The 23,107-nt window shown below is 49.3% G+C and carries 20 protein-coding genes and 1 pseudogene; 9 read left to right on the top strand and 12 right to left on the bottom strand.

The window, feature by feature from the left end; translation table 11 throughout:
• Window positions 1-237: 237 nt before the first annotated feature.
• Entirely contained in the window at window positions 238-1,203 is a 966-nt protein-coding gene (locus tag BK126_RS20850) for a 1-phosphofructokinase family hexose kinase (protein ID WP_256702966.1), read from the top strand.
• A gap of 21 nt (window positions 1,204-1,224) precedes the next feature.
• Here the strand turns inward: BK126_RS20850 and BK126_RS20845 are convergent, their stop codons facing one another.
• Window positions 1,225-1,863, bottom strand: a complete 639-nt coding sequence (locus BK126_RS20845) for a DJ-1/PfpI family protein (RefSeq protein ID WP_445321904.1) — start codon at window positions 1,861-1,863, stop codon at window positions 1,225-1,227.
• Window positions 1,864-1,988: 125 nt separating this feature from the next.
• Here BK126_RS20845 and moaA point away from each other — a divergent pair, with 125 nt between their 5' ends.
• The gene (gene moaA, locus BK126_RS20840; protein ID WP_076314463.1) at window positions 1,989-2,990 is read left to right on the top strand and encodes a GTP 3',8-cyclase MoaA; all 1,002 of its coding nucleotides are present in this window, start codon (window positions 1,989-1,991) and stop codon (window positions 2,988-2,990) included.
• Between the two features lie 128 nt (window positions 2,991-3,118).
• On the opposite strand, the gene BK126_RS20835 is transcribed toward moaA, so the two are convergent.
• A complete protein-coding gene (locus tag BK126_RS20835; RefSeq protein WP_076314608.1) occupies window positions 3,119-3,724 on the bottom strand; it encodes a LysE/ArgO family amino acid transporter in 606 nt (201 codons plus the stop codon).
• Between the two features lie 149 nt (window positions 3,725-3,873).
• Between BK126_RS20835 and pdxR the strand changes: the two genes are divergently transcribed.
• The 3 genes from pdxR (at window position 3,874) to BK126_RS20820 (ending at window position 7,169) form a co-directional block, all read left to right on the top strand.
• Window positions 3,874-5,334 (top strand): MocR-like pyridoxine biosynthesis transcription factor PdxR, encoded by a 1,461-nt coding sequence (pdxR, locus tag BK126_RS20830; RefSeq protein WP_076314462.1) that lies wholly within the window; start codon window positions 3,874-3,876, stop codon window positions 5,332-5,334.
• 253 nt (window positions 5,335-5,587) lie between these two features.
• Entirely contained in the window at window positions 5,588-6,421 is an 834-nt protein-coding gene (locus tag BK126_RS20825; RefSeq protein ID WP_076314461.1) for an aldo/keto reductase, read from the top strand.
• Between the two features lie 139 nt (window positions 6,422-6,560).
• Complete coding sequence (locus BK126_RS20820) at window positions 6,561-7,169, top strand: NAD(P)H-dependent oxidoreductase (RefSeq protein ID WP_076314460.1); 609 nt, start codon at window positions 6,561-6,563, stop codon at window positions 7,167-7,169.
• Here BK126_RS20820 and mobA read toward each other — a convergent pair.
• Complete coding sequence (gene mobA / locus BK126_RS20815) at window positions 7,147-7,797, bottom strand: molybdenum cofactor guanylyltransferase (RefSeq protein ID WP_076314459.1); 651 nt, start codon at window positions 7,795-7,797, stop codon at window positions 7,147-7,149. The two genes, BK126_RS20820 and mobA, sit on opposite strands and share 23 nt — an antisense overlap.
• 206 nt (window positions 7,798-8,003) lie before the next feature.
• Between mobA and BK126_RS20810 the strand changes: the two genes are divergently transcribed.
• The gene (locus BK126_RS20810) at window positions 8,004-9,197 is read left to right on the top strand and encodes an MFS transporter (RefSeq protein ID WP_256702965.1); all 1,194 of its coding nucleotides are present in this window, start codon (window positions 8,004-8,006) and stop codon (window positions 9,195-9,197) included.
• Between the two features lie 353 nt (window positions 9,198-9,550).
• Here BK126_RS20810 and BK126_RS20805 read toward each other — a convergent pair whose 3' ends face one another.
• Together BK126_RS20805 and BK126_RS20800 are read right to left on the bottom strand one after the other, a co-directional pair.
• Window positions 9,551-11,254 carry a glutamine--tRNA ligase/YqeY domain fusion protein gene (locus BK126_RS20805; protein ID WP_076314457.1) on the bottom strand — a complete coding sequence of 568 codons (1,704 nt, stop codon included), beginning with the start codon at window positions 11,252-11,254 and terminating at the stop codon, window positions 9,551-9,553.
• A gap of 148 nt (window positions 11,255-11,402) precedes the next feature.
• Complete coding sequence (locus tag BK126_RS20800; RefSeq protein WP_076314456.1) at window positions 11,403-11,693, bottom strand: hypothetical protein; 291 nt, start codon at window positions 11,691-11,693, stop codon at window positions 11,403-11,405.
• A 116-nt stretch (window positions 11,694-11,809) separates the two neighbouring features.
• Between BK126_RS20800 and BK126_RS20795 the strand changes: the two genes are divergently transcribed.
• The 3 genes from BK126_RS20795 to BK126_RS20785 all read left to right on the top strand — a co-directional run bounded on the left by BK126_RS20795 (window position 11,810) and on the right by BK126_RS20785 (window position 13,041).
• Window positions 11,810-12,064, top strand: a complete 255-nt coding sequence (locus BK126_RS20795; protein ID WP_076314455.1) for a DUF2164 domain-containing protein — start codon at window positions 11,810-11,812, stop codon at window positions 12,062-12,064.
• A gap of 63 nt (window positions 12,065-12,127) precedes the next feature.
• Window positions 12,128-12,676, top strand: coding sequence for a GNAT family N-acetyltransferase (locus tag BK126_RS20790; RefSeq protein ID WP_076314454.1), 549 nt, complete (start codon window positions 12,128-12,130; stop codon window positions 12,674-12,676).
• Window positions 12,677-12,825: 149 nt separating this feature from the next.
• Window positions 12,826-13,041, top strand: a complete 216-nt coding sequence (locus BK126_RS20785) for a hypothetical protein (protein WP_076314453.1) — start codon at window positions 12,826-12,828, stop codon at window positions 13,039-13,041.
• A 270-nt stretch (window positions 13,042-13,311) separates the two neighbouring features.
• Here the strand turns inward: BK126_RS20785 and BK126_RS20780 are convergent.
• The 7 genes and pseudogenes from BK126_RS20780 to BK126_RS20750 all read right to left on the bottom strand — a co-directional run.
• Window positions 13,312-13,437, bottom strand: a pseudogene (locus tag BK126_RS20780) (RNA polymerase sigma factor); the annotation flags it as partial.
• A 184-nt stretch (window positions 13,438-13,621) separates the two neighbouring features.
• Window positions 13,622-14,119: a GNAT family N-acetyltransferase gene (locus tag BK126_RS20775; protein ID WP_256702964.1), complete on the bottom strand. Its 498-nt coding sequence runs from the start codon at window positions 14,117-14,119 to the stop codon at window positions 13,622-13,624.
• 347 nt (window positions 14,120-14,466) lie between these two features.
• The gene (locus BK126_RS20770) at window positions 14,467-16,575 is read right to left on the bottom strand and encodes a glycosyl hydrolase family 18 protein (RefSeq protein WP_076314452.1); all 2,109 of its coding nucleotides are present in this window, start codon (window positions 16,573-16,575) and stop codon (window positions 14,467-14,469) included.
• The gene (locus BK126_RS20765) at window positions 16,575-18,128 is read right to left on the bottom strand and encodes a carbohydrate-binding protein (RefSeq protein ID WP_076314606.1); all 1,554 of its coding nucleotides are present in this window, start codon (window positions 18,126-18,128) and stop codon (window positions 16,575-16,577) included. The genes BK126_RS20770 and BK126_RS20765 overlap by 1 nt, the downstream gene beginning before the upstream one ends.
• Before the next feature lie 408 nt (window positions 18,129-18,536).
• A complete protein-coding gene (locus BK126_RS20760; RefSeq protein WP_076314451.1) occupies window positions 18,537-19,772 on the bottom strand; it encodes an MFS transporter in 1,236 nt (411 codons plus the stop codon).
• Window positions 19,773-19,808: 36 nt separating this feature from the next.
• The gene (locus BK126_RS20755) at window positions 19,809-21,902 is read right to left on the bottom strand and encodes a molybdopterin-containing oxidoreductase family protein (RefSeq protein ID WP_076314450.1); all 2,094 of its coding nucleotides are present in this window, start codon (window positions 21,900-21,902) and stop codon (window positions 19,809-19,811) included.
• 286 nt (window positions 21,903-22,188) lie between these two features.
• Window positions 22,189-23,016 (bottom strand): formate/nitrite transporter family protein, encoded by an 828-nt coding sequence (locus tag BK126_RS20750; protein WP_076314449.1) that lies wholly within the window; start codon window positions 23,014-23,016, stop codon window positions 22,189-22,191.
• Between the last annotated feature and the right edge of the window lie 91 nt (window positions 23,017-23,107).

Genomic DNA, 23,107 nt, shown 5'->3' with positions numbered 1-23,107 from the left:
AGCAGATGAGCTTAATCTAAACATTTCATTCTAGAACAAGCCCATATAGCAGCATTATGAACGATCAATCTGTCATGTTAGCTCCAAGGAACAGGGCCTCACCTGTTTCTTGGAGCTTTTTTATATGAGAAAGGAAGAGTAAAGTATAGTGTTAAGGGAAGAAAAAACTTTACGCAGAGCAAGAAATCGACAGTATTCCAGCCTGATTTCGAGGCTCGGACATAAGGAGGTAAAAAAATGAAGGATGTGTATCGAAACGGCGTGGTGACCACCGTTACGCTAAACGCGGCACTGGACAAGGTGTACACCGTGCCGCAATATACCCTGGACCGCGTGCATCGCATCGGCAGCGCGGTCACCGTACCGGGCGGCAAGGGCATTAATGCCGCCCGAGTACTGCACGCGCTCTCCTTTCCGGTGCGCGTGGCCGCATTTGTTGCCGGACACACGGGCCGGCAACTGCTGGATCTGCTGCAGGCCGAAGGGATTGCAGCAGATCCCGTGGCAGCCGCGGCCGGAGAAACGCGGCTTGCCATTACGGTGCTCGACCCTGTGGCGAGCACCCAGACCGAGCTCATCGAGGCGGGTCCCTGTATCGCCGGCGATGAGCTTGCGGCGATGCGCCGCAAGGTAGAGACCCTGGCGCGGGACTCCGCCTGGGTCATCTTCTCGGGCAGCCTTCCGGAGGGCTGCCCGCCCGCCACTTACGCCGAGCTGATTCAGCTGGCGAAGGCCCAGGGTGCGCGCACCGCGCTCGATGCGAGCGGTGCGGCACTGGCGGCAGGGCTTGCTGGCGGCCCGGATCTTGTGAAGCCGAACGCCGATGAGGCAGCCCAATTCGCCGGGATGCCGGTAGCGAGCCCGGATACCGCTATGGTTGCAGCAAGTATGCTTGTCCAAGCCGGAGCAGGACTCGCTGTGGTCTCGCTCGGTGCAGAGGGCGCTCTCGCTGCTACACGAGAGGCAGTATATCGCATTACGATTCCAAATGTACGCATCGTCAGCCCTCTTGGCAGCGGGGATGCGATGGTCGCAGGGCTCGTTGCTGCTTCCCTTCAGCACGAGGGCGATCTGCCTGCTATTCTGAAGCACGGAGCCGCCTGCGGTACAGCAGCAGCTCTTCATAAGATGGCAGGGGTCGTAACGCCTGCTGATGTGGAAGCATTGGAGCAGCAGATCGAAGTTCAACTCATTTCGAGCTGAATTCCTGTTTCCATATGAGGCTTATGCTAAATTTCTATCTTCAAACAAGGTAAGATCATATTCCATATCTCTTGCGACAGTCAGGGCTGCATCGATGCCCAGCATCTTCTCAACGAGATACAAGGCCATCGGGATACCGGTCGAGATTCCGCCTGAAGTGATGATCTTTCCGTCCTCCACATATTTGACGCGATCTTCGATATGAATGTCCTTGTCCTGATACGTCATGCGCATCCGCTCCAAGCTCGCTTGGCCTGTGGTTGCGCGTTTGCCATCCAGGAGGCCCGCTTCGGCAAGAACAAATGCCCCTGTGCATACGGAAGCCACCCAGCTCGCCTTCGTGGTCTGCTGGCGAATCCATTCAAGAACCTTAACATTCTGTGCCAGCTTGCGCGTGCCATAACCTCCAGGAACAATCAAAATATCGTAATCAAGCGCTGCTTCAAGACTGTAATCTGCTATAACCTTGAGACCGTTCCGAGTTGCAACCTGTCCCCCGTGCTCCGAGATCGTCGTCACATGAAAAGGCTCCAGCAAGTAGTCTTGTCCACTCGCCTTCGTCGTAGCGACCAGAGAGAACACCTCAAGCGGTCCCGCAAAATCGAGCAGCTCTACATCATCAAATATCAGAATACCTACCTGTATCGGATTCACAGTCACACTTCCACTCCTCATAAATGAAAATCCTTGTCTATAAATGAACGGGCATTGTATGCTATGGTAATATTATAGATTGATTTTTACAAAGCGTATAATATTATTCGTTAAAGGAAGGTGGATCTGGAATGGAACTGCTGCAAGATCCTTTTGGCCGGATTCACGATTATATACGAATCTCGGTTACGGACCGCTGTAATTTACGCTGTGTTTATTGCATGCCTGAGGAAGGCATGGAATTCGCGCCTCATGAAGACATTATGACTTTTGAAGAAATTACGCAAATTCTGAGGGTGCTTGCACCTATGGGTCTTCGTAAAGTCCGATTGACTGGCGGTGAACCCATGGTACGCAAAGATCTGGAACAACTGGTCGCCATGATATCCGCGATTGACGGGATCGAGGATATCGCCCTGACAACGAACGCTATTTTTCTGGAGAAAAAAGCTCAACTGCTGAAGGACGCCGGTCTGACCCGAATTAACATTAGTCTGGATTCCTTGCGCAAGGATCGCTTCTCCATGATTACACGCGGCGGTGACGTGAACAAAGTCCTTCGCGGCATTGAAGCTGCCCAAGCGGCTGGGCTGGATCCCATCAAGCTGAATGTCGTACTGATGAAGGGCATCAATGACGACGAGATCAAGGACTTCATTGCACTGACCAAGGATGCTCCGCTTCATGTCAGATTTATTGAATATATGCCGATAGGTCATGCCAATGATTCATGGCGCAAATCCTACCTTCCGCTGTCTACGGTACTGAATGCCTGTACCGAAGCAGGCTGGGAAGTAGAGGACACGTCGGGTCCGAACGGGAATGGCCCCTCCGAATATCGCAAGCTTCGGGGAGCCCAGGGCACCTTCGGCCTGATCCACCCTGTCAGTGATCACTTCTGTGATAACTGCAACCGGCTGCGTATAACAGCAGATGGACATATCAAGGCCTGTCTCTACTGGTCTGATGAATATAATGTCCGTAAGGTGGCCGGAGATCCAGCGGCGACAGCGGCGTTATTTCTGAAGGCCCTTGGCAACAAGCCGAAGAACCACGAGATGGCGCTCGCCCTGGAGCAGCACGCACAGAGTCATACACCGACCGTTCGACGAATGTCTCAAATTGGCGGATAAATAGAGCAAGGGATGGTCTTAAGTGACCATCCCCTTTTTTTGATTAACTTATAAGTACGCCGAATCTATTCCTTATGCCAAGCAGATACCAGAGAGATCTATCTGAATTCTCAATGGTTGCAGCTGCCTCAGACAATCTTGTACAGCATATACAGCGCGAGCAATGCCATTGTCATTGAGGAGGCTTTATTCATATAAAAGGAGATCTTACCGCTCTCATCCCATCTGCCCATGAGTCTCCCTGCTGCAGACAACAGGATGAACCATAACCACGAAACAATTATGGTTACGATTGTAAACGTAATCCGCTCGGTTCCCTCATACTCCAGAGAATTCGTACCGATTACTCCCAGAATGTCTATAATGGCATGCGGATTAAGGACAGATACGGATACCGCGAAGAGAATTTGTCTGCGTGGAGACAAGGCTCTTCTCTCGGTCCCCTGCCTGCTGTCTGACCGCCATAGTGTCCAGGCCATGTATAAGAGAAACACACAGCCCCCAATATAAATAATATCGGTGAGCCCCTCTTGCCCCGCCAGAATGACGGACAAGCCCCCAATCGAAAGTACAATAAGGATGGTATCGCATATTGCCGCCGTGATGACCGAAGGCAAAGCGTAGATCCATCTCGACTGGGTTGCTCCCTGGTTAAAGATGAATAGGTTCTGAGCTCCCAGCGGCAATATAAGCCCAAATGCCAATAGCACCGCATGGATTATGACTTCCTGCATCATTTCAAATGTTCTCCTGCCCTTCTCTTCTCTGATTCTCATTCATCCTACAGCATCACTGCTGAATTGTACCCAGCCATTTGGTTGATGCTATACCCAGCCAAATGATATAGTTACACATCATATGACCAAAAGGAGTCTGCTTCCTCATGAGATCACAGGATATCCATTGGCAGCCCGATCCTGAGCTGTCCATCCCGCTGTATCAGCAGATTGAACAATATATCAAAGATAAGATTATGCAGGGAGAGTGGACCAAGGGCATGCGGCTGCCCTCTCAAAGGGCACTGGCCGCAGCCTTCAAGGTCAATCGGAGTACGATTATCGCTGCCCTGGATGAGCTTCGAGCCGGCGGTTTCATCGAAGGAAATTATGGCGGAGGGACGATTGTATCACGGGCAGGCTGGAATGGGATGCCTGTAACGGTTCCGGATTGGGAGGATTACGCTGAGAGCGGAACGCATTACCCTAACCTTCCTGAAGTTCAGGAAATTAACGATACCGAATTTAGCAAAGCCATGAACCGGCTCGGAACAGGGGAATTATCACCTGAACTTCTTCCGAATGCTGAATTCAGCTCCATCTATGCAGAGTTAGCCAGACGACAGGCTCATCACCTGGGATATCTTGAACCTCAAGGCTCCCCAGGACTCCGTGAAGCAATATCCTCTCATTTGGCGACACAAGGCATCACTGCTTCTCCGGATTCGATTCTCGTCGTGTCCGGCTCCATTCAAGCGATGCAGCTCATTGCGATTGGACTTCTGCCAAGGAATGCTTCCATCCTGGTCGAGAAGCCGTCCTATCTATACTCGATTCATCCTTTTCAGTCGGCAGGTATACGCATGATTGGCATGCCGATGGACCATGAAGGCTTGAGAGCAGATCGTGTGCAGCATTATGTACAGCAGTATCACCCTTCCCTGCTCTATACGATCCCGTCCTTTCAGAACCCGACAGGAACGGTGATGAGCGCGGATAGACGCAGCCAATTAATGAATACAGCCCAGAATACGGGGCTCCCTATATTGGAGGACAGCGCCTATAGCGAGTTATGGTTTGAGACAGTGCCTCCTCCTTCCCTCAAAGCGTTTGATCCCGGTGGTTATGTCCTTCATATGGGAACACTGTCCAAGACCGTGAGCCCAGGTCTGCGAATCGGGTGGGTCACAGGTCCTTTGCCCGTTATTAAACGCTTGGCCGATCTAAAAATGCAAACCGATTATGGGGCAAGCAGTCTTGCCCAGGATGCTGCCGAGCTGTGGCTTAAAGAAGGATATCATGATGTCCACTTACATCGGATTCGACTTGCGCTCAAGCATAGACGTGACTATGTTCTCGAGCTGTTGCAGCTGCATTGTGCCGATCTGGCAGAATGGAATGTTCCGCAGGGGGGATTTTATATGTGGATCAGGCTCAGCAGCGGCATCCGTTCTGACAAACTGTTCCGAAGAGCGCTCGCTGAGCAGATTCTGATTAATCCCGGAAGTATATATGACCGAATGGACCAGGATTATATTCGCTTGTCCTACGCCTTTGCATCGCTCTCTGAACTTCAAGCCGGAATCACAACACTCGCCCGAATTATGCGTGAGCTCGCTGTGTCTTGATGAAGATTTCGCCATTTCTATGGCCTTTCGAAAATGCAGCTGCTTGCTATTCACCCGTTAAAAATTTTAGAATAAGGGTTGAGTCAATCTCATCACTTTCCTATCAGGTGAATTCGAAACGATATGCTCTTCACTAGAGCAAATTAACGGTTTTAGAAGATTGATTCCGTGTAATATGAATTATGGTGTTCGCCTCTCAAGCTGAGCAATCTGGCTGAATTCCAAGCAAAACTACAAAGCGGAGGGATTAACAATGACTATTGCACATCTACAAGATACCGTCACACTGAATAATGGAGTTAAAATGCCGCAGTTTGGATTAGGTGTATGGAAGGTAAAAGAAGGTGATGAAGCCTATAATGCGGTTAAGCATGCGATTACTCATGGCTACCGTGCCATTGATACCGCTGCAGCTTACAAGAACGAGGAGAGCGTTGGCCAAGCGATCAAGGATTCAGGCGTTCCTCGCGAAGAGTTGTTTATTACGACCAAAGTATGGAACAGTGACCAAGGCTACGAATCCACGCTGCGTGCATTTGATGAGAGCCTTTCGAAGCTTGGACTTGATTACCTTGACCTCTACCTCATCCACTGGCCGGTAGCAGGCAAATATAAAGATACATGGAAGGCACTGGAGAAGCTCTATGTAGATGGCAAAGTACGTGCGATCGGTGTCTGCAACTTCCATATTCATCATCTGGAGGACCTGCTCGCGGATGCCACTGTCGTTCCCGCGGTCAATCAGGTTGAATTTCATCCACAGCTCTCTCAAGAGCCGCTTCGTGCCTTCTGTAAAGCACAGGGCATTCTGTTCGAGGGATGGTCACCGCTCGGCAACGGTAAGCTGCTGGACAATACGACGATCCAAGTCATCGCTGATAAATATAATAAATCGGTAGCTCAGGTCATTCTGCGCTGGCATATTCAGCAGGGTGCCATCACAATCCCTAAATCCGTTACGCCAAGCCGGATCGAAGAGAATGCGGATATTTTTGATTTCGAGCTGACGGTTATGGATATGGACACGATTAACGGACTTAACAAAAATGAACGTTTTGGAGCCGATCCAGACAACTTCAATTTCTAAATAAGTAGAGGATGAACCCCGGCTAAGGCACATAAGCAGGGACGTTACATCGAAGATCTATACCAAGCGAAGGGGGGATTCTATCGTGAATCTCCCTTCTCGCTATACCCTATTCTGTGGGCTGGGAGGAGATAGAACAATGAAGCATCTGATCATATATGCGCATCCTGTTCAGGACAGCTTTAATCATCGAATATGCCAAACGGTGCAGCAAACACTGGAGAAATCAGGCCACACGGTTGTGGTGAGAGATCTGTATGGACTGAATTTCGACCCTGTTCTCAGCGAGCAGGAAATGGCTGACTGTTACGCTGGAGAAGCACCGAAGGAAGACGTGCTGAAGGAGCAGCAATATATATTAGACGCTGACTCGCTTATCTTTATCTATCCTATATGGTGGGCAGGCATGCCAGCTATACTGAAGGGTTACATTGACCGCGTGTTCTCCTATGGTTTTGCCTATGCTTACAATGAGGACGGCCAGCTGATCCGGATGCTCACGGACAAGCACAGCTTGATTATTAATACTCACGGCTCATCCGCAGCACATTACGACCAGATCGGAATGACAGACGGTCTCAGGGTTACCGCAGGTGCAGGCATACTGGAGTTCGTGGGTACACAGCCGGTAGGTCATCTATTGTTTGGCGATATGGATGATGCCGCAGAAGCTCAGAAGGAGCAGATTATAGAGCAAATCAAGACTGAATTGTCCGCTATGTTCGCTACAGACGACAGCGCTTCTTGATTCGCTCATAATCCTCCATCTGATTCATATTGGTAAACATCTCTGAAATTTCGGACGTTGTCCATGGCACTCCAGCTTCTGCTGCCAGCTCATGCGCTGTGATATATCTAACACGGATCTGAAAAAGAAAATCCATGACCCTTCGCTTGCCCGTCTCAAGCTGCTGCTCAAGTACAGGGATGACACAATCGTGGTACATCGCAATCAGGGGATGCGTCTGACCTTCAATCACAGGGACGATCGCCTGATAGCCGGAGTTCTCCTGCTCTTCTGCATATTGGATCAATACCTTGAACAGCTCGGAGCGGACAAGCGGAGTGTCACACGGAACAGATAAGCTCCAGCCTCCTACCCCGGAGGAGTTGGCACCCCGGTGTGCTGTCAGGCCTGCATGCAATCCTGCAAGCGGGCCGCCTCCCGGGTATACATCAGCTGCCTGCCTATACCCAAGCTCTGCATACTCCTTCTTATATTCTTTGCCGACGGCAATACGGACATCATCTACAGCTCTAGCTAATTCAGAGGCGATCGTCTGAATGACATTGGCTTCTCCCAGTGGCAGCAGTGCCTTGTCTGTCCCCATTCTGCTGGAGAGCCCGCCTGCCAAAATAATTCCCGAAACTCTCATTAAATCCACCCGCTCTCACGAAAATAATGCAAATGTGTATCAAAAATGATTGTATCCCCTTACAAGTACATGCTACAGTGTATTGAACACTCCCTCCACCTAAAGAGGCGAGGGATTCTTGGATTGTCAAACCCATCGGTTTGAAGTTGTCCTGCTTGTGCAGTACCCTAGCTCGGTCCACCTGAAATGAAAGGAATGGCATCCCTTTGCATACATTATCGCAGCTGAAGCTGTATAACTTCTTCGTGTACGGTGCTGTCGCCGTGTTCACCAGCTTTTTCTCAATTTATCTCCAAAATAATGGATTAACCAAGCTTCAGATCGGAACACTTATGGCCATTGGCCCCTTCGTGTCCCTCTTCGCCAACCCCTTCTGGGGCTTCATGAGCGACCGCTCGCAAAATATCCGTAAGACGGTTCTTCTCATGTTAGCAGGGACGCTGGTATTCGTACAGGCTGTATTTCTTGCTCCGACGTATAGCCTTATTTTTGCAGCGATGATCTTCTTCTATTTTTTCCAGAGTCCCTTATTCGCACAAACCAACAGCATGATCCTGGTATACATTGATGGGACGAACCATAAATTTGGCTCATTTCGTCTATGGGGATCTCTCGGCTGGGCGCTGACTGCTGTCGCTGCAGGTCCAGTCATGGATCGGCTCGGTGACAGCGGCATATCGATCGTATTCAGTGTGCTGCTGCTGACGGCCATCTTCTTCGCTGTTCTTCTGCCGCAGCTGCAGCGAACCTCGGACGGTCCGGTCGTCAGTATGCGCGGGTTTGGTCAAGTGGTGCTTAACCCTTATTTCATGACTTTTATTATCCTCGGTGTTCTGGTCTCCGTGCCGAATGCGATGAACAGTGCGTTCGTCTCGCTGTACATTACCGAGCTCGGAGGAAGCAAGCAGATGGTTGGACTTGCCGTATTTATGTCCTCCATATTGGAAGTGGCAGTGTTCCTCTTATTTGATCGGTTTCTAAAGCGTAAGATGACCGTTATGCTGGGCTGTCTGACCGTGGTCAGCATCCTCTTCGCCGTACGCTGGGAGCTGATGGCGCTGGCGACAGATCCGCTGCAGATCGCATTCATTCAGCTGCTTCACTCGGTAACCTTCGGAGGGTATTTCTATGTAGGCACCCAGCTGACGATGCTCTTCATCCCGAGACCTTATCGTTCATCCGGGCAGGCGCTCTATACGCTCTCCTGGGGCGGCGTATCCGGCGTTATCGCCGGAATCTTCGGGGGATTCATGTTCCAGAACTTCGGCGCATCTGTCATGTATCAGTATGGGGTCATTTTGTCCGTGATCGGCATCATCGGGTTTGGGATCATGTTTTATATCGTGAAGAAATACGGATACCAGCCTCCACTGCCTTCCAGCTACAAGGTCGGAAGCTAAAAAAACGCCGTTCTCTGTACATTAGAGAACGGCGTTTCCTATATCTCCGCCCGAGAAGAGCGGAAAATGGATTATTTGAAGTTCATCACGCTGAGCAGCATCAGCGCCCCCTACATCTATCCCACTCCTTCCATTCTCCTTTTCGGAGAGTGGAAGATTGAAAATAGTTACTTGAGGCGTTAAGCGAAGGAAGCAGAATGATCACGTAGGAGCGTTAGCGTTCGCCTTTGCTTTCGAATTTGCCCAGCATTATGTTAATCAAATCATCAAATTCGTAAAGCAACAGCGACCAGAGGGATCATCTGCTGCCGGAGCGGCCATAAGCCTCAACATGATCTTTCATTCCTTCCATTTTACGCCTTCGGCAAATGGAAGGAGCTCTTCAGTGACACAACCCGGTTAAACACAGGCTTGCCTGGCTCCGAATATTTGGAATCCACATTAAAGTAGCCATGGCGGAAGAACTGGAACTTGTCCTGCGGCTTGGCATCCGCCATATTCGGCTCGACATAGCCGTGAACGATGGTCAGCGAATTCGGGTTCAGCTCATCAAGGAATGACTTAGGTGCTGCAACCGAAGCTTCTTTTTCCTCCTCAAGCTCTGTATCGCCTTCCGGCTCTTCCTTGTTGATCAGCGGCTCGAACAGGCGGAATTCTGCCGGAATCGCTTGACTTGCCTCCACCCAGTGAATCGTGCCTTTGACCTTGCGGCCGGTAAAGCCGGAACCGCTCTTCGTTTCAGGATCATAGGTGCAGTGAATCTCAACAACGTTGCCTTCTTCGTCCTTGATAACATCATTACATTTAATGAAGTAGGCATGCTTCAGACGAACCTCGTTCCCAGGGAACAGACGGAAATATTTGCTCGGCGGATCCTCCATAAAGTCCTCGCGCTCAATGTAGATTTCGCGGGAGAACGGAATTTGGCGAGTGCCCATCTCTTCATTCTCCTGATTGTTCTCTGCCTCCAGCATTTCGGTTTGACCTTCTGGATAATTCGTAATAACGACCTTGATCGGATCAAGCACAGCCATTGTACGAGGTGCCTTCAGCTTCAAGTCCTCGCGGATAAAGTGCTCCAGCATTTGCAGATCAACCAGGCCTTGGCTCTTGGAGATTCCTGTCTCATAGACAAACTCCCGCAGCGCTTCCGGCGTATAGCCTCTGCGGCGAAGTCCCGAGATGGTCGGCATCCGCGGATCATCCCAGCCATCGACATGCCCTTCGTCCACGAGGAGCTTTAATTTGCGTTTACTCGTTACGGTTTGGGCCAGATTAAGACGGCCAAATTCATATTGATGAGGCTTTGCATCCATTTCACAATGCTCAATGACCCAATCGTAGAACGGACGCTGGTCCTCGAACTCCAGGGAACAGAGGGAGTGAGTCACATGCTCGATCGCATCCTCCAGCGGATGGGCAAAGGTATACATCGGATAAATGCACCATTGATCTCCGGTATTGTGATGAGTGACATGAGCAATCCGGTAAATAACAGGGTCCCGCAGATTGATGTTCGGGGAGGCCATGTCAATCTTGGCACGCAGCACACGCTCGCCGTCCTTGAATTCACCGTTTCGCATCTGTGTGAACAGCTCCAGATTCTCTTCAACGCTGCGATCACGGTATGGGCTGTTCTTGCCTGGCTCAGTCAATGTTCCGCGCAGCTCGCGGATTTGGTCCGCACTCAGATCATCGACGTAAGCAAGACCTTTCTTAATCAACTTGACTGCCGCTTCATACATTTGTTCAAAATAATCCGATGCGAATCTTTTTTCCTTCCATTCATAGCCGAGCCATTTCACATCTTCCTGAATGGATTTCACATACTCTTCGTCTTCCTTTGCCGGATTCGTATCATCGAAGCGCAAGTTGGTACTGCCGCCAAATTCTTCAGCAAGCGCAAAATTAATCCAAATGGCCTTGGCATGTCCAATATGTAGATATCCATTCGGCTCGGGCGGGAACCGAGTGACAACTTCCTTCACTTTACCTGCACGAAGATCCTCGGAGATCACGTTTTTTATAAAATTGGAGGGGGTTAAGGACTTCTCCACAATTATCAACCTTTCTCTCGTAAATTGTATCGACTATACCTTAAATATGATCGAATAATGCATAATCCTGATCTAATAAATATACCTTTAACTTCAGCGCACCGCAATGATTCTGACATATCGAATCCAGTATAACAATTACATTTCTTTAAAGATGGGAATTCCCTCTCATTGCTTTTTGTAAAATACGGGCGATAAACCGAATAAGGTACATATCCAGTATGAGAATTGCGAATAGCAGCAGGTACCCCGATACAAGAATTACCCAGGAGAGCGTACTGCTGAGCATGCCATTCGGAGCATACAGAGTCGCTGCAATCATCGGGATAAATAGGACGGCTAATATATTTTCTCTTGTCATCCACAGCATAACCAAAGTGACCACCATACTAATCATCGACAGCCAGAGCAGTACTTTGGTAAAGGAACGCATGGGCATATTCGGCACCTCCTTTCTACATAATGTGCTTGTTATTGATCTGTAAATGTCATTTTGACGGTTCGCCTAATATAAGGTAGCATGAAGGAAAATGAGGTGTAAAAGGAGTATATTTGATGAAGGCTACAAAATTGCCCAAAGAGCAGAAAGAGCACATGATTCGTCTAATCCAGCAGCATTTTGAAGAAGAGCGGGGAGAAACCATCGGTGAGCTGGCAGCAGACAGCATGCTTGATTTCTTCCTGACATCACTTTCTCCCTATATATATAATCAGGCACTAAGTGACTGCCGCACACTCGTCAATCAGCGGATGGTATCCATGGAAGACGATATCTATGCACTGGAGCAAAAAATCCCGTTATCTAGATAAATCTAACTCATATAAAAGTATTGATCTATCTATTTTACTCTATGGATGAAAGAAGGTTTGATGATGTTTGCATACAAGGTCGATGAAGATATTGAATTAAGACCCCTGTCACTCGAGCACGCTGGTGCATTGTTTAATCTTACAGATCGATCCAGAGAGCGGCTGCGCGAATGGCTGCCATGGGTAGATCAGATTGTTGAACAACAGCATTCCGTTAATTTCATCAAAAATTCGCTCAAGCAAGGCTCTGAAAATGGTGGATTCACAGCTGGAATTTGGGTCAAAGATGAGCTTGCCGGCGTGATCGGCTTTCATGAAATTGATTGGAATAACAGATCTGTGAGCATCGGCTACTGGCTTGGCAAAAATCATGAAGGTCAGGGACTCATGAGCTCGGCCTGCCGCGCGCTTGTAGATTACGCGCTCATTGAGCTTGATTTGAACCGGGTGGAGATCCGCTGCGCTACTGGTAATCACAAGAGCCGCGGAATTCCAGAGAGACTCGGATTTGTCCTCGAAGGGATTGTCCGGGAGGCAGAGAAGCTGCCGCAGGGCTATGTGAACCATGCCGTGTATGGCATGCTCCAAAGCGAATGGAAGCTGCTCCGGTAACGATCTATACTACATAATGAACATGATTAGGCCTATGCAGATAGGCCTTTTCTATTTTTAATGTGAGCTTAAGCTTCTCTTCATCCTGACTTCATCCCGTTTGGTTAAAGTATACATGTCCCCACATTAGGAAGGGAAGGTATGAACACATGAATAAGACGATGTCGCAATGGGTGATGTCCAGCTCACTTGCGATGACTTTAACGATGGGAATGGCGCTGAATGCAAGTCCATACAGCAATCAAGCGCAGCTAAATTCAGGCACAGAGAACACACAGGCATCAAGCAAAAGAATCTCCGCCAAGGTGGAGTTCGGACCTCAGCAGGCGCCGCAGACAGTGCACGAAACGAAATATCGGGAATAAGCTAACTCTAATATAAGAATATGAACAAAGAGGCTGTCCTGCTTGCGGACAGCCTCGCTTAATGTTGAATTCGAATGAACTCTCCTATTGCTGCATCTAGAATAGCTATGAATCAGTATGTTTATTCGCCGTCAGTGAGAGCTACACGAAGCACAGCTTCTGGCTGCTCGATACCGTACATATAAGCATAAAGCTCGAGCTCATTCGCTCCTGGTAATTCTCGTACACATCCATCCTTTTGTTTTCCCCATTACCTGCAAAGTCTTGTTGCTGACGGAATACCGTAATAAAAATATCATGGCATGCATCTTCGGCATCCTGTGCATGCCTTAGCATGTAGTAGCATGTTCTGTACACGTCCTTATGGTACGAGTCAAACAGCTCTCGTTCGGTCAATGACTTCACCCCTCTCTTTATCTGATGCTATATAGACAATTGAGAACAAAAATCGGTTCATTTCTCAATGATTTCTCTATCACCTGTCGGTTTCTCACCACAGCAAAAAAACCGTCTGCTTCTTACAATAAGAATCAGACGGTCGCCTAATTTTTCACTCCAATTAAGTAACGCAGTCCATCCATTACTTCAACAAATAGCGCATCAATATATCATCAACGTATTTACCGCCGATACAGAATTCATTCAGCAGACGGCCTTCCTCAATAAAGCCGCATTTCTGATAGAATGCAAGCGCCCTTCTATTATGGGACAGCACTCTTAAACGGAGCTTCTTCACTTGTTGTTCTCTCGCCAGCTCTTTCACCGAATCCATAAGCATGCTCCCAATCCCTTGCTTCTGGTAGGCAGGATGGACAGCGATATGAATCTCCAACACATGTGCATTGCTTCTCAGTCCAGTCGGTGCTCTGAATCCAACATAGCCGACAACGCGAGTATCCCTAACCGCGATGATTTGACTCCCTGGCGGGCAAGCGTTCAGATACTGCTCCCTCGATGTCCATTGGACCGGTCCAGGTGCGGTATGCTCGTCCCATACAAGTGCATCCAGATCCATAAGCTGTCTTGCATCTCTTAGATGCGATAGCCGGACCTCTATGGCCTCCTGGATAATAATCACATGAATCCAACCCTTCTATTGACGCTCTTTCAGCGAATGCGCCTGACTAAAGCGTTTTTTCCTATTCTATCACAGGATTTTGACAGAATCACAGATGAAATGACATGTAACGCTGTATTTCAACGTGCATAAGACGTAAAAAAGAGACGCCTCCGAGAAAAAACCGGAAGCGTCTCTTATGGTTTTGATTACGGTTACTATAACAATGAATTCAATGCAGTGGTTTGGCTTACCAAATGGATAGAAATCATTACACTCCTCCTGATCTGGCCGCCGCCTGAGCTCCTTGTTGCAGCTGATTTTGTGCTAAATGTTTGTACTGCCGTTTGTACTGCCGTTTCTCGCAGCTATTGCTTCTGCCACAAGGCCGGCACATTCGCAGGCTCCCAGCCCGGTAAGGAAGTGTGGGCTTGCAGGCATTTATATGTGCTGCCGTTATAGGTCACCAGCTGACCAACCGTATATGCTGTATTCGCTTGCCAAGGTGAAGCACCTGGATTACCTGTTTCCGCCTTGGTCTTCACACTAAGCGCGCTGCTTGCCGCAGACAGATTGCCGGCGGCATCCTTCGCTTTCACTGTGAAAGTATATGTGGTATTTGCCGCAAGACCACTGATTGTCGCTGTAGTTCCGGTTACTGTCGTTGCCAAATTCCCTCCATTGTATACTTCATACCCTGTCACACCGACATTGTCCGTGGAAGCCGCCCAGCTCAGTGAGACACTGGAGGTCGTTTGGGCTGTGGAGGTCAGATTAGCCGGTACGGTTGGAGCCGTCGAATCGGAAGGCGGTGTCGTGCTGGAAGTCTTCACAGTTACTGCATTGCTGGCAGCTGATAAGTTGCCGGCGGCGTCTTTCGCCTTCACCGTAAAGGTGTAAGAAGTGTTCGCCGCAAGCGAGCTGACCGTAGCCGTTGTACCTGTAGTGGTTGCTGCCAGGTTTGCACCATTATACACGTTGTAGCCGGTAACCCCCACGTTGTCTGTGGAAGCGTTCCATGCGAGCGTCACGGAGCTTGCCGTAACCGCCGTCGATCGAGCATTCGCTGGAGCGCTTGGTGCAGTCGTATCCGCAGGAGGCGGCGTTGTGCCTCCGGTAGACAGATCCGCCTTCAGCTTATTCTGGAGTGTCTTATTACGGTCTCCGCTCAGCTCCCAGAACATCGCTCCGCCAAGTCCTTTGCTCTTGATATAAGCGGTCTTGTGTCCGAGGGATTCCACATCATCATAGCTGATGAAGCGCTTATTCGATGCATTGTACAGATAAGGAACCTTGGCCGTATCGTTCCAGTAACGCGTATATCCGTTCTTGTTAATGTAGTTCGCTTCCAGATCGTAAAAATCAAATGAGCCTGGCTCCCATGTTCCTACGGAGGAACCACCCGAGCATGTTTGATACTGTCCGTTACTCGTCTGTGTACAGCCATCCCAGCCGCGGCCGTAGAATGGCACGCCCAGTACAAGCTTGCTTGCAGGCACGCCTGCATCAAGATGTCCCTGTGCCCCAGCCGAGACATTAAACGTGCTGGTATCAGGCACACCTGCGGCAGCAGCCGCCGGGTCATTATACAGCGGCGCGTTATGTGCTGAGATCTTTTGCCATGCACCATTAAAGTCATATGTCATAATGTTGATCCAATCTACGATAGATGCGATATTCGCCAGCTCCGTATTGGCTACATAGCTCGGGGAGGCTCCGCTTGCGATCGTCAGCAGATAATCCTTGCCATCCACTGCTTCTGCTGCATTCAGCTTCTCACGGATTTTGCTAAGCAGGAGCGTGTAATTCTGTTTGTCTTGAGGGCGTTTGCTGTTACCTTCAAGTCCGCCTGAAACCGGGTATTCCCAGTCCAGATCTACACCGTCAAAGTTATACTTCCGCAGGAAATCTACCGCCGAATTGGCAAAGGTCTCTCTAGTTGCCGCGGTTGCCGCGACATCGGAGAAACGATTAGACCACGTCCAGCCGCCAACGGAAATAATTGTCTTCAGATTAGGGTTAATCTGCTTCAGTTTATTCAGCTGATTAATGTTGCCGGCATAGGGTTGATCCCATGTATCTCCTGCAAACTGCTTACCGGTATCAATCCAGGGATCGCCAAGTACAATCGTACCGTTCGGTACGTTGATCGTCTGTCCCTTCTCATCCTGACAGCTCCAGGTTACTGGGTTCGGACCTGTAGGATCAGCATTTCCGTGAATCCCATTCCAGCAAATATCAGCAAAAGCATAATTGATATGCGTCACCTTGGTTGGATCGATATCCGTTACATTGTAAGTTCTGCCATAGGCTGCCCAGGCCGGATAATATCCGACAATTTTATAAGCATCAGCGGCCTCTGCCTTAGCTGAGGTTAATGCAAGCGAAGGAATGAAAATAGATAAGAGCATGGATAATCCTAAAAATAACTTGGCGACTCTGGCAGCAGCATGACGATGACGAGACGACTTTGGCATTAGTACACGGCCTCCTTCGTTGTTTGCGTGCTAAATCCGTTCAGAAACGGACGATGCGCGTTCGAGAACTGATTATTCGTATAGGCATCCCAGTTGATAGACCAGGTCATAATCCCTTTAATCGCTGCATAGCCTGCAGGCTGGCGAAGGGTATAAGAACCACCGTATGAAACACCTTTAATCAAGTAATTCAGCGCCTTCTGCAGCTCGGCTGGCGCGGTGTAGCCACCTCCTGCCGCTTGCTGGGAAGCAGGGACCCCAATCGCGATCTGGTCTGGTCTTAGTGGACTAAAGAAAGGCCCTCCGCTTCCGCCAACATGAAATCCTTGCAGCAGCATTTCAGCCATGGCAACGTGGAAATCAGCTGTCCCCTGGGAGTAAGAGCGTCCGTCCAAGCCCACCATCGAGCCGCTGTTGTAATGCTGTACATGCAGGAGCGTCAGATCATTACGCAGGGCGTGAATGACCGGCAGGTATGCGCCCCATGGACCTCCATAACTCAAATATCCGCCTTGTACATAAGCCGTTTCAGGTGCAGCAGTCAGGATAAAATCAGCACCAAAATGGGCTTTGACTGCCTTGACTCCATTAATGAGATTCACGATCTTAGGGGTTGTCGGATTGCGAAAATCCGTATCTCCCGCGTTAAGAGATAACGAGCTTCCTTCGAGATCAATATCAAGCCCGTTAAAGCCATAAGTGGAAATAATCGATTTGAGTGATTCTTCAAACTGCTGGCGCTTAGTCACATCGGTGAGCTCGATCGTCCCGTTTGCGCCTCCCATGGAGAGAAGGACCTTCTTGCCCTGACTTTGGAGATAGGCGACATCCGATTTGAATTGCTCTACGGTGGAGTTGTAGGGTGTAAAAGCGAGAGTACCGCTGCCATGTGAGACAGGTTCGGCAAAGGAGACGTTGACAATGTCGTAGGCTGGTGAAACGTTGCGAAGTCTAATATTGGTGGATCCATTGTCGAAGTTATGCCAGTATCCGATCAGCCATTTGCTGCTGGTCGGTGTAGGACCCGGATTCGAAGGCCCCGTTGAGGTGGTTACACTGAGAGGACTGCTAGCAGTGGAGAGATTGCCTGCCGCGTCTTTGGATTTAACGGTGAAAGCATAGGTTGTACCGGCGGTAAGTCCACTTATAACAGCAGATGTCGAGGAAGTGCTGGCTGCAAGGCTGCCATTTCGGTACACTTCGTATCCGGTTACGGCTACATTATCTGTGGAGGCGATCCAGATCAGCTGAACGGATGTCTCCGTTATAAGTGTTGATGCGAGTCCCGTTGGAACGGAAGGCGGTATTGTATCCGGAGCCGGGGTTGGGTTCTCTCCTCCCGTACCATCTCCGACATCCTTCCACAATGCCGGCACATTCGGCGGCTCCCATCCGGTTAGGGCTGTATGAGCCTGAATACATTCATAATTCTTGTTCTGATATGTGACAATATCTCCTTTCTTGTATGCGATCCCTGCCTGCCACTGGGCAGCAGCGTCAGCTCTTGGTGCAAGCCACGGAAGAATGAGAAGAATGACCAAAGCGATTGTCATTACACGGCGGAATTGAACGGCCTGATTCAAGTAAAATCCCTCCTGTACTATTCTGTTAATCTTTCGAGCATAACCAGGTCTTCCTGATGCTCATGCGGGCTTACATCGTATTAGAAAAAAGAGTCTGAACAAACTGTGCTATTTAGGTGAATTACACCACTCCTTTCATAAAAGGGTCGGACCCTTCCCTTGGACACTTCATTCACAGACGGTCCTCCATCCAAATTTAACAGGGAATTTACAAATCCTCACCTAGTATTTAAACAGCAAACGATAGAGAAGATAAGGGATAAATTATTGTTATACAGGGTGAAAAATGTGTGATTTCCCGCACAAAAAAGACTGTTCCCGAAAGTCCGGCGGACTCCTCAGAAACAGTCTGATTCTATGGATGCTTTTTTGATAGTCTTACAGAACGGCTGATTCCTCCTGCAGAGCATGACTCCTTGATGCGTTTACTTTGGCATGAATTACAAAAGCGATAATACTGACTCCCGCTGTAATGGCAGCAAACCAGGCAACGGGCGATAGTCCTCCTGCATCATACATGATTCCCATCGCATAAGGTCCTGCAACCCGTCCAATCGCAGCAATGCCTCCGGATACACCCAAGTAGAACGGTGCTGCCTTTCCTCCATACTCAGATATAAACGCCGGTGTAGCAGGTGAGATCAGCATCTCCCCAAGCGTAATGAGAATCATCGCCAGAATCATACCAGGATAATGCTGGAACAGTGCAATAACAGCAAAGCCTGCCGTGTAGAATATCGCACTTACAATCAGCTGGGCAGACGAAGTCTGAGCAAACCATCTTTTGATCAGAGAGGTGACCGGCTGAGCCACAAAAATAAGGATCCCGTTCATTGTCCACAGCAGGCTGTACGCTTTTTTCTCCATCCCTTCCTCAATGATGAAGGGCGACACCCCTGTATTCCAGATGGAGTTGCCCAGCAGAATGAACAAGGAACCCACACTGATAAACAGGTAAAGGCGGACGTTGCGAAGCAAATACCAGGTATTTTCTTCCTGCAGCTTCACCTTCTTATGCTGTGCCGGCACATAGGTCGTCCCCTGCTCCCGATCCACCTTGCTTAAATACATAAAGAAATACCCGCCAAATATAGCTGAAGTGACACCGTTCATGATAAAACTCAAATGATAGGATATATCGGCCAGGAATCCACTGAGCGCTGTCCCGAGCGCAACCCCGATATTCTGAGCGACATAGATGACGTTGAACAGCTCGCCTCTGCGATCAGCAAACCGAAAGCCGACAAAGGCTTGAATGGCAGGCAGAGACAAGGAGTTAAACAGCCCGATGAGGCCCATCATGACTACAAACAGCCACCATACTTCATTGATCCATGGCAGCGTGAAGAGCCCCATGGCGTTCAGCAGCAGTGACCCGACGATCAGCTTCTTCACACCTATTCTATGGTATAAGCCTCCGCCGAGCAGCTGACCGAATATGCCGCCCAGGGATTGAATCAATATGACAAAGCCTGCCTGTGACATGCTCCGGCCCAGCTCATCAAATACATACATTGTGGTGAGCGGCCACATTAATGAACTGCCGGTTGCATTGACAAGGCTGGCAATTAAGAATACTTTGACTTCCTTCGGATATTGTTCAAGCCATTTCATGTTCTGTTCTCCCACGTTGTCGTTAACTTTGTATGATTAAACTTCTTGCTTGATGACTTGAACCGTTGTTGAGAAGAAGGTAGCCCCTCTGCCCATGTCGGATAATCGGTCCGGAGTCAGCACGTTCGCACGCTGTCTGCCGTCCGCTCCTTCCCACCAGAGACCCTGGCTGATGACTGTACCGGGCAGCATGGTTTCACCTAACTTGGCTGTTAACTGATAAGTTCCCCGGTCATTATATACAACGACCTGATCTCCCTCCTCAATGCCTCTATGCTCAGCATCCCGTGGATGGATATGCAGCATAGGCTGCTTCTCCATCTTCTGATGCTTCTCTACGTTTGCAAACGTCGAGTTCAAGAAGTTATGATTCGGCGGCGAGAGAAACATGAGCGGATACTTGTCTTCCCTTCCTGCCGGATGCTCGCCGTCATATCCTTCATGAAGCGGCGCATAGACAGGCAGAGGTGACAGACCTGCTTCAAGCATCACCTTGGAATACAGCTCAATCTTGCCGGAAGGAGTAGGCAGATGATCAAGAAACTGTTCATACTCAGACATATCCAGCTTCACGAATCGCTGCTCCTTCAGCTTATTCAGCGTCACCCCGTTCAAGTATGGATTATCCGGGTAATTTAGTGCTCCCTCGATCATGGACAGCTCCGTCTCACGGAAGGCTGCTTCATCAAACCCCATAGCTTGTCCAAGCAGCGAGAATAACTCCACATTGCTCTTGGCTTCGCCAAGCGGCGCAATAACCGGCTCCTGGATATGCATATATTGGTGCCACGGCGAGCTGTACAAATCCGTGTTCTCAAAATTAGAGGTTGCCGGAAGCACGATATCCGCATATTTGGCTGTGTCTGTCATGAAGAGATCATGAACCACCGTAAATAAATCTTCTCTCGCAAAGCCCTGCTCAACCCGCTTCGCATCCGGAGCGACCACGAGCGGATTCGAGCAATATACAAACATCCCTTTAATCGGCTGCTCTTCATCATGAAGGGCGGCGCCAATCTGGTTCATGTTAATGCTTCGTGCATCCGGATTCTCTCTGAGATCCGGACGCTCCAGCGCATCGCTGTTCAAGCTCGCGTAGCCTCCGTTGGATCGAGAGGCTCCACCCCCCAGCTTCGCCCAAGCTCCTGTCAGCGCGGGGAGACACGCAACAGCCCGTACATTCATTCCCCCGTTATCATGATGCTGAAGGCCATTCCCAATATGGATATAGCCTGCCTTAGCCTGACCATAGGTCTCTGCCAGCTTCACAATATCCTCCACAGAAACACCGGTAATGAGAGATACCCGCTCTGGTGTATAGTCCTTAACATGCTCGCGAAGCTCCTCGTGACCTACTGTGTATTGCTGCAAAAATGCCTCATCTACGAGTCCCTTCTCGAACAGCACGTTCATCATGCCGAGTGCGAGTGCGGCATCGGTTCCGGGATACAGCGGTACGAACCAGTCCGCCCACTGTGCCGTGCGGTTGCGATGAACATCAATGACAATGACCTTAGCGCCTGCTTTACGCGCTTTCTCTGCAAGGACTACCTGATGCATGTTCGTGCTGATAATATTTCCGCCCCACACGATAATGACATCAGCATGCTCTGTTTCTTCCGGCACAGTCCCCCGGTTCGCACCCATCGTATATTTCCATCCGGTAGTGCCGGCTGCATTACATATGGTCTGCTCCAGCTGACTTGCACCAAGCGCATTGAAGAAGCGCCGATCCATTCCGTCTACACCAAGAATCCCCATATTGCCATAGAAGCTGTAAGGCAAAATAGCTTCTGCTCCGTATTTCTGCGATATAGCCATGAAACGTTCCGTAATCTCGCTGATCGCTTCCTCCCAGGATATCCGCTCAAATTTGCCTTCGCCCTTGAGACCCGTTCTCCGCAAAGGATACTTCAGACGTTTCTCATCATATATACGTTCTGTCATGTTTCGGACCTTGTTGCAAATGGCGCCCTTGGTAATCGGGTGATCCGGGTTGCCGGTCACCTTCACAATTTTGCCTTCCTTCTTATGCAAGAGCAGTCCGCAGGTGTCGGGACAATCTAGTGGACATACGGCAGGAAATATTCCATTCTGTTCATTAATCACAGCTTGCCTCTCCTTTCTCATAGCACTTCTTAAGTTTCAAAGTCGCTCAAACCAGTTCTTTTATCATAATTCCGGATTCCATAATCGTCAAAGTGTGACAAAAAATAAAAGCAGTTCCCGCCACTGGCAGTAACCGCTTTTCACACGAGCTGATCTAATCAAAAATATTTTTTTCGCTTGTTTCATCATTTCCATGCAAGGGTAATAAAAATCAAGGCAGTTAGGAGTTAGGAAGACCCCTCCTCCAAGTGCCGTATCATAGACCACTCCCGAAAATTCGTCATGTAAAGGTTTCGTTCCCCCGAACCTAGACATGGCGAATTTTAGTATTGTCCTTGGCACCCTGTGCAAGAGGCTTGCCATGCGGCTGTTCATGAAGATATGCCAAATAGTAGGCCCCTGCTACAAACACGGCTCCACCTGCAAAATTGCCCAGCCAAACCGGAATGAAATTAGTCAGGTACATACTCCAGGAATAATGTCCTTCAAATATGGCGGCGGGTATGAGAAACATGTTCGCGACAACGTGCTGAAAGCCAATGGCTACAAACGCCGCTGTCGGAATCCAGATCCCGAGCACCTTTCCACTCATCGTATCTGCTGCATAAGACAGCCACACCGCAAGTGCCACAAGCCAGTTACAGCCTATTCCCGAAATAAAAGCCTGCAGGAAGCTGTCTTCCAGCTTATGTCCCGCCATATTTACCACTTTATCCAGATAGACGCCTTCACCTGTCAGCCCCAGCACATGACCGAAAAAATAGGCAACAAAAATGGCCCCCGCGAAATTTGCCAACGTGACAAGCGCCATGTTTCGGATGAGCAGAAGTGTAGAGATCCGCCCTCGCAATCTTGCCAGAGATACCGCCATCATATTGCCCGTCAGGAGCTCTCCTCCGGCGATCAATACCAGCACCAGGCCAATGGGGAATACAAGCGCCCCAATTAGATTCGTAATACTGCCCCAAGCCTCGGGAGCCGCTGCGGTGACCCGGATATAGAGCAGAAATCCAAGCGATATATATACACCCGCCAAAAAGCCGAGGATCAAGACGACAGATAGTGGATTATGGGCTTTGGCAAAGCCGGTATCCGCTGTAAGTTCAGCAATGTCTTTAGGTTTCTGAGCTGCCATGAGCCATCCTCCTTATTCTTTTACATTAACCCATAGCTCCATTGTATCGCTTTTTCAAGCTCTCGATTGTTAATAAATTCACAAACATAAA

This window comes from Paenibacillus sp. FSL H7-0326, assembly GCF_001955535.1.
GTDB lineage: Bacteria > Bacillota > Bacilli > Paenibacillales > Paenibacillaceae > Paenibacillus > Paenibacillus shunpengii.
Note: the sequence above shows the minus strand (reverse complement) of the source record. Positions and strands in the feature narration are given on the sequence as shown.

Coding starts and splice junctions, on each gene's coding strand:
- BK126_RS20850 (WP_256702966.1), top strand. CDS start 238: ATGAAGGATGTGTATCGAAACGGCGTGGTGACCACCGTTACGCTAAAC.
- moaA (WP_076314463.1), top strand. CDS start 1,989: ATGGAACTGCTGCAAGATCCTTTTGGCCGGATTCACGATTATATACGA.
- BK126_RS20835 (WP_076314608.1), bottom strand. CDS start 3,724: ATGCAGGAAGTCATAATCCATGCGGTGCTATTGGCATTTGGGCTTATA.
- pdxR (WP_076314462.1), top strand. CDS start 3,874: ATGAGATCACAGGATATCCATTGGCAGCCCGATCCTGAGCTGTCCATC.
- BK126_RS20825 (WP_076314461.1), top strand. CDS start 5,588: ATGACTATTGCACATCTACAAGATACCGTCACACTGAATAATGGAGTT.
- BK126_RS20820 (WP_076314460.1), top strand. CDS start 6,561: ATGAAGCATCTGATCATATATGCGCATCCTGTTCAGGACAGCTTTAAT.
- mobA (WP_076314459.1), bottom strand. CDS start 7,797: ATGAGAGTTTCGGGAATTATTTTGGCAGGCGGGCTCTCCAGCAGAATG.
- BK126_RS20800 (WP_076314456.1), bottom strand. CDS start 11,693: ATGCCCATGCGTTCCTTTACCAAAGTACTGCTCTGGCTGTCGATGATT.
- BK126_RS20795 (WP_076314455.1), top strand. CDS start 11,810: ATGAAGGCTACAAAATTGCCCAAAGAGCAGAAAGAGCACATGATTCGT.
- BK126_RS20790 (WP_076314454.1), top strand. CDS start 12,128: ATGTTTGCATACAAGGTCGATGAAGATATTGAATTAAGACCCCTGTCA.
- BK126_RS20785 (WP_076314453.1), top strand. CDS start 12,826: ATGAATAAGACGATGTCGCAATGGGTGATGTCCAGCTCACTTGCGATG.
- BK126_RS20770 (WP_076314452.1), bottom strand. CDS start 16,575: ATGCCAAAGTCGTCTCGTCATCGTCATGCTGCTGCCAGAGTCGCCAAG.
- BK126_RS20765 (WP_076314606.1), bottom strand. CDS start 18,128: ATGACAATCGCTTTGGTCATTCTTCTCATTCTTCCGTGGCTTGCACCA.
- BK126_RS20760 (WP_076314451.1), bottom strand. CDS start 19,772: ATGAAATGGCTTGAACAATATCCGAAGGAAGTCAAAGTATTCTTAATT.
- BK126_RS20755 (WP_076314450.1), bottom strand. CDS start 21,902: ATGAGAAAGGAGAGGCAAGCTGTGATTAATGAACAGAATGGAATATTT.
- BK126_RS20750 (WP_076314449.1), bottom strand. CDS start 23,016: ATGGCAGCTCAGAAACCTAAAGACATTGCTGAACTTACAGCGGATACC.